Origin of the sequence: Tractidigestivibacter montrealensis (genome assembly GCF_024741235.1) — a bacterium.
Lineage (GTDB): Bacteria > Actinomycetota > Coriobacteriia > Coriobacteriales > Atopobiaceae > Tractidigestivibacter > Tractidigestivibacter montrealensis.
The window spans coordinates 639,112-652,519 of record NZ_JANSKA010000001.1 but is presented as its reverse complement, the minus strand read 5'-3'; the positions used below and the strand labels follow the sequence as shown (position 1 = coordinate 652,519).

Genomic DNA, 13,408 nt, shown 5'->3' with positions numbered 1-13,408 from the left:
CTTGCATTTCTCGTCGCCATTGTCGATCCTGGATGCATGTGCACCTCGAAATTCGTGATGCTATAACCTCAGATCCAACAGGAGCAAACATGCTGAAGCCAGGGCTATATGAGCAGACCATTAGCCAGGCGCTTAGGGGCAAGATCAACGAGGCATCTTCTTCGCAAGACGTCTTCGAGGGGAACATCGATTCCGCCGAGGCATCTCGTATCCTCTCGGCATATGTCGAGAGGGCCGTGCGCCAGTCGCTCGATGGGGTTAGTGGGAAGGACGCTCTTCAACGTCAGGTGAAGATCGTTAATTCTATTATCAAGAATATGGCGGAGAGCGTCTCGCCAGATGACCCCGAGCTTGGGTTGTCCATTGCTGCCGATGAGGTTGACTCGCCTGCCAGACAGCTCCTTTCTGTTAGAGACCGCATGAACTCCGTTGGCCCCGCAACGGGTCGCACGCTCAGCTTTGTGAGGCCGGACACCTCCATCGCAAGGACCTCGCTCTTTACGGGATCGGCGCACGAGCCGCAGCTCTACACCGAGCTCAAGAAAGAGATTGAATCCGCGGATCAGATTCTCATGCTTGTCTCGTTCATTAAATGGAGCGGGCTTCGCCTCATCATGGACGAGCTGCGTGCCTTTGCCGGTCGTGGGGGAGAGCTCAAGATAATCACCACGAGCTATATGGGTGCAACCGATCCTAAAGCCGTGACAGAACTGGCCAAGCTGCCTGGGGCTCAAGTAAAAATCTCCTATGACACCTCACGAACCAGGCTGCATGCCAAGGCCTATGTTTTCAGGCGCAACACCGGCTTTACTACTGCGTACGTTGGATCTTCCAACCTCTCAAACCCTGCCATTTCTAGTGGCCTGGAGTGGAACTTAAAGATCAGTCGCGCTGACCAGCCAGATACGCTCAACAAGGTTGAGGCAACGTTCGAGACGTACTGGAACCAACCGGAGTTCGAAGACTATTTGCCCGACGACCAGGCAAAACTTGTGGCAGCCATCCAGCACGAGAAGGGTCGCGATTCGCAGCAGGGCCTGGGGGCCATAAGCTACTCATTCGACGTCACCCCCTATCCCTACCAGCAGAGAATCCTAGACAAGCTTCAGGCAGAGCGCGAGGTCCGCGGATGTTGGCGCAACCTCGTAGTGGCTGCAACTGGTACTGGAAAGACGGTCATCGCTGCTTTTGATTACCGCAACTACTGCAAGCGGTATAACGATGGTCGTCCGGCGCGGCTGCTCTTCGTGGCGCACCGAAGGGAGATCCTCGAGCAGTCGATTGCGTGCTTCAGGGGCATTCTTCACGACCAGAACTTTGGTGAGCTGTTTGTCGGCAACTACAACAGCCCGGATAGCCTTGACCACCTGTTTGTCTCGATACAGACGATAAACTCCCGCAACCTTACGGACGTCATCACACCAACCTACTACGACTACATCATTGTCGACGAAATACATCACGGTGCTGCTGAATCGTACCAGGCCCTGTTAGAGCACTTCACGCCAAAGGTACTGCTTGGCCTGACGGCCACCCCAGAGCGAGCCGACGGCAAGAGCATTCTCCCGTGGTTTGACAATCGCGTTGCGGCTGAGATTCGTCTTCCAGAGGCAATCGATCGCAAGCTCCTGTGCCCTTTTAGCTACTTTGGTGTTACCGACGATACGGTTGACCTAACGTCGGTCAGGTGGAGCCGCGGAGGCTATGACGAGAGTGACCTTGAGCGAGTCTACGTGTTCGAGACAGAGAACGCGAAAAGAAGAGCTCAGCTGGTGGCTCGTTCTGTCGAGAAGTACGTGACGGACATTGACGGCATACATGGGCTGGGCTTTTGTGTGAGCAAGGCCCATGCCAAGTTCATGGCCGAGCAGTTCTCGCACCTTGGGATTCCCTCGATTGCGTTGACGTCGGATGCTCCGCAGGAAGAGCGTGCTTCTGCGCGAGCCTGCCTCGTGGAGGGGAGAATAAAGTTCATCTTTACCGTCGACCTCTTCAACGAGGGCGTGGACATCCCCGAGATTGATACGGTGCTTTTCCTGCGACCAACACAGTCTCTGACTGTGTTTCTCCAGCAGCTTGGCCGTGGTCTGCGACTCTCGGATGGCAAGGAGTGCCTGACCGTCCTCGACTTTATTGGCGGGCAGAACCGCAGGTTCGATTTCCAGAGCCGATTCAAGGCGCTTCTCGAGCAAACGACCGACCCTATAGAGCGGCAGGTAAAGAATGGCTTTACAGCTGCGCCAAAGGGCTGCTACATCCACCTGGAGCGCATTGCTCAGCAACATGTGCTCGACAACATCAGATATGCCCTTGGCGGCAAGCCGGCAATTGTCGCTGCGATACGAACCTTCGAGGCGGACTTGGGCCTACCCCTTACCTTTGCGAACTTTGTGGCCCACCACCACCTGGATGTGCGAGACATCTACAAACACGCGTCCTTCTCTCGTCTCTGTGTCGAAGCTGGGGTGAGGGAGGACTTCCATGATCCAGATGAGAGCGACCTCACAAAGGCGCTCATGAGGTTGTGCTCCATCGATTCGCGCAATTGGATTGACTGTCTGATTGCATGCCTCAAGGACCCAGAAGGGCTCGATTGGGAGACGTGCTCCCCGCGCGAGCGGCGAATGCTCAACATGTTCCAGATCACCGTCTGGCCAAACTCCTTTAGAGACAGATCCTTTGCCAATGCGGCCGAGTGCATGCGCAGGGTCTGCGAGAACCGCACGCTCTCTCAAGAGCTGCGTGACCTGCTAGAACTGAGGAAGGGCGAGATTGATTTCGTAGACGAGGAGGTTGACCTGGGCTTTGACTGCCCGCTCAGTCTCCACTGCCAGTACACGAGGGATCAGATCTTTGTTGCGATGGATCGTATGGATCCGCAGAACGTGCGCGAGGGAGTCTCCTACGTCAAGGACAAGGCCATTGACGTGCTTGTGAACACTCTCAACAAGTCCGAGAAGGAATACTCTCCATCGACCATGTACGAAGACTATTCAATAAGCGAGACGCTCTTCCATTGGCAGAGTCAGAACAAGACGTCAGCAGATTCAACGGTCGGCAGGCGCTACATACGCCAGTGGGATGAGGAGCAGCAAAGGAAAACCAGGGTCGCCCTGTTCGTTCGCGAATACAGCAAGGATTCATATGGAACGCAACCATACACGTTCCTGGGACTCGTAGATCCCGTTAGTCATAGCGGTTCAAGACCTATGACTATCATATGGCGCCTACGGCGTCCGATTCCCGCAAAGTTCCTGCCCAAGACAAACAAGCTCGCAAGCTAAGGGGGCTGCTGCCCCCACCAACAACAAAGCCCCGGCCGCATTGCTGCGACCGGGGCTTATCTCACCAGCAGCCTTCCCTACGTCCCGCTGGTCGTCGAGCCGGTGTTGGTACCCTCGCCGTTGCCCGAGTTAGTTCCGCCGTTGTTGGTCGACGAGTTGCCATTGCTGTTCGAACCGTTGTTGGTGCCGGAGTTGGAGCTGCCGGACCCGCTTGAAACCACAATTGTGATTGTCGAACCAGACGTTGCGGAGGTGGCGGACTGGGAGATTACCTTGCCCTTTGCAACCGTGCTGCTTGCCTCGGTAGTTACCGTCACGCCGAAGCCGGCATTCTTGAGCGCGCTTTCGGCGGAGGACTCGTCATATCCCAAAACGTTGGGCACCGAGACGGAGGACGGGCCGGTGGAGACCGTAATGGTCACGGTGCTGCCCTTGTCGGCGCTCGTACCGGCGGAGGGGTTGGTGCTAATGACGTTGCCCTTCTCGACGCTGGGCGAGGAGGACTGCGTGACGCTCACCTCAAAGCCCGCGCTCTGGAGCGTGCTCGTTGCGCTGGACTGGGACTCGCCCACCACGTTGGGAACGGAGACCTGCTCAGCGCCCTGCGAGAGGTGATAGGTGATGGTGTCGCCGGCCTTGGCGGAGGTCTCGGCCGCAGGCTCCTGCTCGGCAACGTGGCCAACTTCGACGTCGGCGTTGTAGACGGAGTCACCGGCCTGCCCCTTGAGCCCGTACTTGTTGAGCAGGTCTTGCGCCTCTGAAGGCGTGCAGTTGGTGAGGTCTGGCACCGTGACCGATGCCGCTGGCTCCTCGCCCTTCGAGACCACAATGTCGATGCTCGAGCCCTCGGTTGCCGTTCTGCCGGCTCCGGGGGTCTGCTCGATGATCTTGCCCTCCTCGACGGAGGGGGAGTACTGCTCGGACACGTTGCCTATCTGGAAGCCGTGACCGTCGGAGTCGAGCTGGGCCTGGGCGTCGTCCTGCGTGAGGCCAAGGAGGTTGGGCACCGAGTAGGCCTTGGAGCCAGACCCCAGCACGCTTGCAATGATGAGTGCCACAACCACGATGCCGGCGATGGCGCCAACGATGGCAAGCACGCGGTTGCGCTTCTGCTTCTTCTGGCGCTCCTCCTCTTCCTGCGCCGCCTGCTCGGTGGCGGACTGAGGGCGCATCCTGCCGGTACTCTGCGTACGCGGCAGGCTCTGCGTGGAGCCGTTCCCACGCGACAGCGGGGTGGTAGGGGTGGCGGGCAGCATAGCCGTGGCGTTGTTGACCGCCTGCATACGACCGGAAAGATAGTCATGCAGCGTGTGGTAGAGCTCGTCGGCCGTCTGGAAGCGGTCCTTGGGGTCCTTCTGCATGCACTTGAGGATGATGGCCTCAAGCTGCGGATCCACGTTGGGGTTGATCTGGCTGGGTGGCACGGGCTGCTCGGTGACCTGCTTCATGGCCACGGTCACGGCGTTGTCGCCGTCAAACGGCACGCGGCCGGTGGCGGCCTCGTACATCACAATGCCCAGGGAGTAGAGGTCGGTGGTGGGGCCAAGAGGCTTGCCCTGGGTCTGCTCGGGCGAGACATAGTGCGCCGTGCCAAGCACGGAGTTATCGGTGGTGAGGTGGCTGTTCTTTGCGCGCGCGATGCCGAAGTCCATCACCTTGATGTTGCCGTCGGGCTGCACCATGATGTTCTGCGGTTTGATGTCGCGGTGGATGATGTCGTGGTTGTGGGCCACGGAGAGTGCCTGAGCGATCTGCGAGCCAATCTGTGCGACCTTCTTGCAGTCAAGCGCGCCATGCTTGCGGATGCCGCTCTTGAGGTCGGTGCCGCGCAGGTACTCCATGATGATGTAGTAGGTGTCGCCGTCCTTGCCCCAGTCATAGACCGAGACAATGTACGGGCTGTTGAGCGCTGCCGCAGCCTGCGCCTCCTGCTTGAAGCGCGCGGCGAACGAGGGATCGGTTGCGTACTGGGGCAGCATCGTCTTGATGGCGACGGTCCTCCCCAGAACCTGGTCCATGCCACGGTACACCGTGGCCATGCCTCCCGTGCCCACCTTGTCGAGGACCTGGTACCTTCCACCAAGGACCCTGTCTGCCATCTGCCTCTCCTATCACCCAAGCGGCAACACCGCGTCTTGCGTCTACGTTTGAAGTGCTCGGCGGTTCGTTTTCGTTACAAGAAACTCATCACGTGCGACAGCCGTGCCTCCCTCATCAGCTTGCGCCAAGTGCCTGGATATTGAGGCAGCTCGCAAGGACCTGCCCCGCCACGCCGGCGGCATACCCCTCGACGTCGGTGCCATCTGCTCCTTCGATGACGACCGAGATGATGAGCGTGGGGTTGTCGTACGGCGCGAAGCCGATGAAGAACGAGTTGATCTTTCCGTCCTCGATCTGGGCGGTGCCGGTCTTGCCGGCAACCTGGACGCCCTGAACCTTGGCCCTTCTGCCAGTGCCGTGGTCTACGACTCCGAGCATGGCCTCCTTTACCTTGGAGGCTGTGTCGGCCGAAATGGCCTGGCCAAGGGACTTGGGCTGTGTTGTAGAGATCACCGCTCCCTCGGGCGAGAGTACGTGATCGACCAGGTAGGGGTTCATGACCACGCCGCCGTTAGCGACCGCCTGGGCGACCATAGCGTTCTGCATCACGGTCACCTGCGGGCCGGCGGGGCTGGGGTGCTGGCCTACGGGCTGCCCACACGCCGCCCATGCGGTCTCCCACTCGGTCATCTCGGACGGCTCGGGCATGAGGGATGCCTGCGTGTTGAAGTCTTGGCCAACGTTGGTCCCGTAGCCAAAGGCATCGGCGTACTTTACCAGGTTGGAGGCACCAACCTGCACGCCCACCTGGCCAAAGACCGTGTTGGACGAGAGGGCGAAGGCTTCCTTTAGGGTGGGGGTCCCATAGTCGTTGTAGCCGTAGTTGCTCACCTCGGCGCCGCCGATGGTCAGCGCCGGCTCGGCGTCGTAGACCGTGTCGAGCGAGGTGGTGCCGGTGTCGAGCGCCGCGGAGAGCGTGACCGCCTTGAAGGTGGAGCCGGGCGAGTAGAGCGCCTGCGTGGTGCGGTCGAGCAGCTGCGAGCCCGAACCACCCGAGCTCATGATTTCATCCAGCTGGTCGTTGGAGTACGTAGGCGCGCTAGCCTTGGCGAGAACTGCTCCCGTGGACGGGTCGAGCACCACCACGGCACCCGTGTAGCCCTCGAGGGCAGACTCCGCCGCACGCTGCATCTGGGAGTTGATCGTGAGTGCCACAGTGTTTCCGGGCTCCTGGACTCCTGCCAGCGAGTAGAGCGCATTCTTCCAATCCGAGTAGTTGGAGCTACCCGTGAGCGTGTCGTTCATGGTGGACTCGATGCCCGAGGTGCCGTAGCGCGTGGAGATGTAGCCAACCGTGTGCGCCGCAAGCGAACCCTGCGGGTAGGAACGCAGGTAGGTGCCGTCCTCCTGGCGCAGGCTCTCAGCCAGCGTCACGCCGTCGGAGGTAATGATGGCGCCGCGCTGCGCGTAGGCGCTCTTGGCGATGGTGTGGTTGTTGGACGGCATGTGCTGGATGGTACTGGCGTTGATCACCTGCAGGTAGGTGAGGTTGGCGATAAGCGCCGCAAAGAGCACCGCAAAGGCGGTGATGAGCGCGGTGAGCCGCTTGCCCAAGGCCACGCGGCCAAGGACGCCGGACTCCTCGCCCTGCACCTCAAAGCGGGCGCGGGCGTGCGAGCCGTGGACAAAGGCGGACGCCTGGGCGCCCAGCAGCGACACGCGGCCGTTGCCGCTCTCGGGCGTGCTGGCCACAAGCTGCGCCTCGCGGCCCGTGCCCTCGTCGCCCGCACGCAGGAGCAGGCCCACGATGATGAAGCTCGAGAGAAGCGAGCTGCCGCCCTGGCTCATGAAGGGAAGCGTCACGCCCGTGAGGGGCAAAAGCTTGGTGACGCCGGCAATGATGAGGAACGCCTGGAAGCCGATGACCGTGGTTAGACCCACCGCGGCAAAGGCGGAAGAGTCGGACTTGGCGCGCGCCGCGGTAGCAAAGCCGCGCACGCAGAAGAGCATGTAGAGGATGATGACGGCACTGGCGCCCAAAAGGCCCATTTCCTCGGCGATGGCCGAGAAGAGGAAGTCGCTCTCGACAAAGGGGATGAGGGTGGGCATGCCCTTGCCAATGCCGGTGCCCACCAGGTCGCCGTCGGCGATGGAGTACAGCGACTGCACGATCTGATAGCCGCTATCCTGCGCATCGCTCCAGGGGTCAAGCCAGATGTCCACGCGGATCTTCACGTGCGAGAAGAAGTGGTAGCAGAAGAAGAAGCCAATGACGAGAAGGCCAATGGCAATGAACACGTAGCTCCACCGACCGGTGGCAACGTAGAGCATGACCACGAAGTACATGAAGAAGAGAAGCGCGCTGCCCAGGTCGCGCTCGAAGATGACGATGAGCAGGCTGATGCCCCACATGATGAAGAGGGGGAGCAGCATGCGGAAGCGCGGAATGCGGAACGGCCCCACGCGGTGCGCAGTGACGGAGAGCGCCTCTCGGTTGGAGGCAAGGTAGAAGGCCAGGAACAGAACGATGAGGATCTTTGCCAGCTCGCCCGGCTGGAACGAGAAGCTGCCAAACGTGAGCCAGAGCTTGCTGCCGTTCTTCTCGGTACCAATGATCATGGGCAGGATGAGCAAGATCACGCCCACAAGCCCCAGCGTGTACTTATAGTCTGCCAGCTTGTCGAGGTTGCGCACAAAGAAGAGCGTCGCAATCATGGCCGCAACCGAGATGAAGAGCCACAGGACCTGGTTATCGGCCAGGTCTGGGGCGAGGCGCGTGACAAAGGCAATGCCTAGGCCCGAGAGCAAAAAGACCACGGGCAAGATCACGGGGTCTGCGTCGGGGGCAAGGATCCGAATGGCCACATGGGCCACAGCAAACGCCACAAAGAGCCCCACGGGCACGGCGAGCGTGTCCAGGGAGAGCGTCACGTTGTCGTTCACGACGTACAGGGCGTAGAGCAGGACTACCGGCACGGCTGCCAGGCAGAGGAAGAGAAGCTCCATGTTCCTGCGGTTGCCACCGCGGATTCCCTCGTTGGCCACGGTCACTCACCCCCGTTTGTCTGCGTCGTGTCCCCAGTAGTTCCAGTAGCGTCGGTGCTTGTCGCGTTGTCTCCGCTTGTAGAGTCTGTGCCAGAGTCTGCGCCGGACTCATCCATTTGGGCGTCGCCTTCTGGCGCGGCCTCGCCTGCGGGGTTGCCCTCGGCCGTGACCTCGGCGGCCTTCTCGGCTGCCTTGGTCTTCTCGGCGTCTATCTGCGAACGGTATGACTCCACGGTGGAGAGGGCCGCCTCCTCTGAGTCAACGCGCACTCCACCATTCTCAAGCTGCGTTGCCACGTTTGTAGGCAGGTCGCTTACCTCCACCGCTGTGGTCTGCACCAGGTTGGAGAGCGAAATACCAAGAAGTTCCCCGTCAATACCCTGGTAGATGCCCACGGTGTCGCCGTCGACCCCCAGGTACCACTCGTTTTTGGCAAAGGCGAAGATGCCGCCGAGAATAACAACGGCCACTACCACCATGGCCACCACCACGCGAAGGGCAAAGCCCACCGAGTGCTTGCGTGCCGCCGCCGCAACGCCGTCATTCAGGATGTCGACCACAATGACAGTCACGTTGTCGGCGCCGCCCGCGGTAAGCGCGGCCGAGACCAGGTTGTCTGCGGCCTGCTGCGGTGTGGCGCTCGAGACGGCCACCGACTCTATCTCGCTGTCGGGGACCATGCTGGAGAGTCCGTCGGAGCAGATGATCACGCGGTCGCCATTGGCCACCTCGATCGAGAAGTGGTCAGCGTACATATCCGGGTCGGAGCCCAGGGCGCGCGTGATGATTGAGCGCGAGGGGTGCACGCGGGCCTCGTCGGCGGTTATCTGCCCGGCGTCCACAAGCTCCTCGACGTAGGAGTGATCGCGCGTAACGCGTACCAGCGTGCCTGCGTGGAGGAGGTAGATGCGAGAATCTCCTACGTGGGCAATAGCCATGCGGTTGCCATCGATGAGTGCCGCCGAGGCCGTGCAGCCCATGCCGGGCTTGCCGCGGCCCTCCTCGGCCCCCTTGATAACGGCCAGGTTGGCGGCCTCAATTGCGGCGCCCAGGAGGGTGTCGTCTGCGGTTGCGGGGGCCTTCTCGCCAATGGTCTCCACGGCGATAGAGCTTGCTACCTCGCCGGCGGCGTGGCCACCCATGCCGTCACATACGGCAAAGCATGGCGTGCGAATGAGGAACGAGTCCTCGTTATGGCTTCTTACCAGGCCCACGTCGGAGCGGGCGCCCCATGAGATGAACGCGTTCTTGCCGCTGGTGGCGTCGGCTCCGGCTCGGCCTTCCACGGGGATGGTCGCGCGGCCGGGGGCGTTGACGGGTTCCTGGGGCTGTGTTGAGTCTGCGGATGAGGGCGTGCCCTCATCGCGGGGGGCGCTGCTCGCAGCCGAAACGCTTGCGGACGCCTGCTTGGCGGCGGCATGTGCGCCGTGTTCCACAGCAGCGTGCTTTCCCACCACCGTTGCGGTGTGGGCATCGGGAGCTGCTGCGTCGAGCGGTGCGTCCCTGAGCGGGGTCTCTGGGTCCTCGGCGGCCATTATTGGCGGCTCACTCGCATGACGGTGTCGCCAACCTGCACCTCGTCACCGTCGCGAAGGGTTACGGGCTGGTCGATGACGTGGCCGTTGACCATGGTCCCGTTAGTGGAGCCAAGGTCCTCCAGGACGAGGGCCGGCCCCTGGATGGTGAAGCGTGCATGCGTGGCCGAGACGTACGGCTCGTCAATCACGATGTCAGATGAGGGCGAGCGTCCCACGACCACGGGGCCAAGCACGTCCACGTGCAGGCCTCGCATGGCGCGCGAGCCCTTCTCGACGTCCACGCACCAGATGGCGGTGTCCTTGCGCTGGCCGCGCACCAGGCCCACGCCGGCGCGCATGGCGGCAAAGAGGAACACGTAGAGAAGGACCACCAGGATGATTCGCCCGGCGAAGAGAATCAGGTCAATCATGGCCTAGCTCTCCCTGAACTCGAGGTTCACGAGGCCAACGGTGATGAGGTCACCGTCGCGAAGGACGCACTCGTCCACGTCGACATCGTTGACGAGCGTGCCGTTGGTGGAGTTGAGGTCAACGATGTGCCAGTTGCTCCCGTCATAGGAGAGCTCGGCGTGGCGGCGCGAGACGTTGGGATCGCGCAGGTAGATGCCGCACTGCGAGCGCTCGCGTCCAATGAGGCACGAGGGTGCCTGGGCAGCGTAGGTGCGACCGCTCTGGCGGTCGATGAGCATGCAGCTGGCAGGGCGCGTTACGACCTGCTGAGGCACGGCGGTATTCGCGGGGATGTTGCGTCGGCGCGTGTCGGGCACCGTCCTAGGCGCCTGACGCGGGGCCTGCTGCTGAGGCGCGGGCGTTGGGAAGCCGGCCGGATGGGGCATTGCATCCACGACTGCCTGAGCCTGCTGCTGGAGGGCCGGGGAGACGGGCTGGACCACCGGCTGCACGCCGGCGGCGGGAGTCGAAACCGGCACGGCCACGGGTGCCACAACCTGCGAGGGGCTAGCGTCCACGTAGGGCACCGGCATAGGCGTGGAAGAGGAGGGCGAGGCCACTGCGGGAATCACGCCACCAGCGGGCTCGACGTAGTCCATGGGCATAACGTCCAGCCCAGCGTCGGTTCCACTGGGGGCTGCCTGGGGGGCAGGGGCGGGCGCCACGGGCTGCGGGATGGGGTTGAGATGGCCTGCGGACGGACGGCGGGGCTTGCCAATGGCCGCCGCGCCACCCACGCTGGAGTTGCCGCCGAGAAATGCGCGCTCCTCCTCGCGAAGACGGGAAAGGGTCTGCTCGTTGACGTTCTCGGCGTCGACGTAGAACTTGCCGGATTTGAGGGTCTCATCCACCATGAAGCGTACGAGCGGCCTGCCAACCAGGGCGTAGCCCTTCTTGTTGGCGGACTCGGAGATAAATTCGCCAAGTTCGTAGTCAATGCGCTCGTAGAGCGGGCGCATGAGAGAGTCGTCCTCGGCCGACACCAACACCGTGTAGAGAGCGGGTGCGGTATCCACGCCATCTATGCGGTACGTCTCGCTCTCCATCTTGCGGGCGGCATGCTTTGCGAGCTTCTTGAACGAGAACGGCTCTGCATAGCCCTGTGGGGCAGACTCGAAGACCGAGCTAATTCGGCCCTCAAAATCACTGAGAAAGCTCATCTGAATCCTCGCCTTCCTGGTCCCCGCTTAAAGGACCTCTCAGGACGGTTTCTACACACAAAAACAGACTCAAGAATACAGCAAGGCCACAGCCGTCCAATATACGGCCAAACCAATATCCGCTAGATTCCATTCTGCCGGCGAGAAGCCAAAACAAGATGATGGAAGTGGCGCCCAGCACCTGGCCAACAATGCCCGAGGCAACGCTTCCCCGCATTGCCACGGCAGAGGCGATGAGCGCCGAGATGCCACATCCCGCAACAATGACCCAGGTAGCGGGGCTTGCAAGCAGGATTGCCAGCGTCGCGATGGTGGTCTGTGCCGAGAATCCGCTGGAGGCCGCTGTGCTCGCCAGAAGCGAGAGGAGCGCGCCCGCGGCACCCGTGGCGGCTGCGGGCAGCGGATCCATGCCATAGCCTGCCAACGCTACTCCCGCCGCAGGGGAGTTGAGGCATGCCGGGGCAAGCACCGCCGCTGTGGATACGTGGTCGGTGCGTCCGCAGGTAACCCACCATGTTGCAAGGCACACCGCAACCGCCAGGGCAAGCGGGAACGACATCGATGTGACGTTTGCCGTCGCAAAGGCAACTACCAGGGCAACGCCGGCAAGTGCCGAGCCAATGGGTGGCCAGGCGGCACACGCCGCTGCAGAGACAAGGGCGCCTATCAGCGAAAACGCTCCCGTGGTACCAGGCAGCGCGGGTAGCGTGGCGTACATCGCAAAGAAGGTGCACACGGCAGACGCCGCCCGCTCAAGCGCTGGGGCAAGCCAGGGCAGCCGCACGTGCGCGGGCAGGTCGGAGGGCTCGGCGGCAACCGAGGGGTCGTCGTTCTCGGACTGGTCAACCAGCTCGCGCAGCGACTTTGCGCCTTCGGCTCCGTCGCCCAACGCGGGAAAAATGCCGCGCGCAAACCCCCTGACGGAAGAAGTCCGCTCCGCTGCGGTGGGGGACAGGGCGTGGAGCAGGGCCGCTTCGGCTTCCGGTGCGAGGTCGGGATCAAGTTTGGATATTGGCGGCTTGGGGCCGCGGATAATGGCATCGAGCGAGCCCTTGGGCGTGGCAGAGGCAAACGGACTTCTCCCCGTAAGCGCCTGCCAGGTCACGACTGCAAGAGAGAAGACATCCGTGCGCTCGTCGACGAGAAGCCCCTGAATCTGCTCGGGTGGCATATAGCCCACGGTGCCGCCGCGCGCGCCGCCGTAGCCAGCTGCCGAAGCGAGCGTTGCCATGCCAAAGTCCGCCAGCTTCACGGTGCCTTGGCGGTCAATCATGATGTTTGTGGGCTTGATGTCCAGGTGAAGCACGCCGTTCTCATGTGCGTACGTGAGTGCGGCCGCCACCGAGCGCAGCACGTGCGCGCACTCATCGTGCGTGAGGACGCCGTCCTCCACGCGGGCCAGCAGCTCGGCTAGGTTGAGGCCGTCGACGTACTCCATGACCAGGTACGCGTAGGTGCCGTCGGTCTCGAAGTCGTAGACCGTCACAATGTTGGGGTGGGCGAGAAGGCAGGCCGTGCGGGCCTCGGCAAGGGCCTCGTCAGCCGTGGATGCGGAGATGCCGTCCGCATCCTCTGTGGCTAGCAGGGGTATGCGCTTGATCGCTACGCGACGCTGCAGGCGCGTGTCCCAGCAGGTGCACACGGTGCCAAAGCCACCCGCGCCGCGTCGTGCGAGCACGCGGTAGCGCCCGAGGAGGGTCTCCTCGGGGATGGCGTGCGAGCCGGGCCTGACCGGTCGTACGGCGCTCTGTGTGGGGTTGGTGCTGCCCACGGCGACTCCTCGTTGTGCGTTTGTGGCTTGGTTTTCTGGCCGTGATGAGCCCATTCTACCTAATCGAGTTGGGCTGCAGTCTTTGGGGCGCTTGTATGTGGCCATTGGACGCAGCCGAAG

Annotated in this window: 7 protein-coding genes; 1 reads left to right on the top strand and 6 read right to left on the bottom strand. The window is 62.1% G+C overall.

The window, feature by feature from the left end; genetic code table 11:
- Positions 1-89: 89 nt before the first annotated feature.
- The gene (locus NVS32_RS02825; RefSeq protein WP_258498558.1) at positions 90-3,284 is read left to right on the top strand and encodes a DEAD/DEAH box helicase; all 3,195 of its coding nucleotides are present in this window, start codon (positions 90-92) and stop codon (positions 3,282-3,284) included.
- 77 nt (positions 3,285-3,361) lie between these two features.
- Here NVS32_RS02825 and pknB read toward each other — a convergent pair whose 3' ends face one another.
- The 6 genes from pknB to NVS32_RS02795 all read right to left on the bottom strand — a co-directional run bounded on the left by pknB (position 3,362) and on the right by NVS32_RS02795 (position 13,288).
- Complete coding sequence (gene pknB / locus NVS32_RS02820) at positions 3,362-5,383, bottom strand: Stk1 family PASTA domain-containing Ser/Thr kinase (RefSeq protein WP_258498557.1); 2,022 nt, start codon at positions 5,381-5,383, stop codon at positions 3,362-3,364.
- A 115-nt stretch (positions 5,384-5,498) separates the two neighbouring features.
- The gene (locus NVS32_RS02815; RefSeq protein WP_258498631.1) at positions 5,499-8,330 is read right to left on the bottom strand and encodes an FtsW/RodA/SpoVE family cell cycle protein; all 2,832 of its coding nucleotides are present in this window, start codon (positions 8,328-8,330) and stop codon (positions 5,499-5,501) included.
- A gap of 41 nt (positions 8,331-8,371) precedes the next feature.
- Entirely contained in the window at positions 8,372-9,904 is a 1,533-nt protein-coding gene (locus NVS32_RS02810; protein ID WP_258498556.1) for a Stp1/IreP family PP2C-type Ser/Thr phosphatase, read from the bottom strand.
- Positions 9,904-10,317 (bottom strand): FHA domain-containing protein, encoded by a 414-nt coding sequence (locus NVS32_RS02805; protein ID WP_258498555.1) that lies wholly within the window; start codon positions 10,315-10,317, stop codon positions 9,904-9,906. The genes NVS32_RS02810 and NVS32_RS02805 overlap by 1 nt, the downstream gene beginning before the upstream one ends.
- A gap of 3 nt (positions 10,318-10,320) precedes the next feature.
- Positions 10,321-11,517: an FHA domain-containing protein gene (locus tag NVS32_RS02800; protein WP_258498554.1), complete on the bottom strand. Its 1,197-nt coding sequence runs from the start codon at positions 11,515-11,517 to the stop codon at positions 10,321-10,323.
- The gene (locus NVS32_RS02795; RefSeq protein ID WP_258498553.1) at positions 11,501-13,288 is read right to left on the bottom strand and encodes a serine/threonine-protein kinase; all 1,788 of its coding nucleotides are present in this window, start codon (positions 13,286-13,288) and stop codon (positions 11,501-11,503) included. Before NVS32_RS02795 ends, NVS32_RS02800 begins: the two co-directional genes overlap by 17 nt.
- Positions 13,289-13,408: the final 120 nt, after the last annotated feature.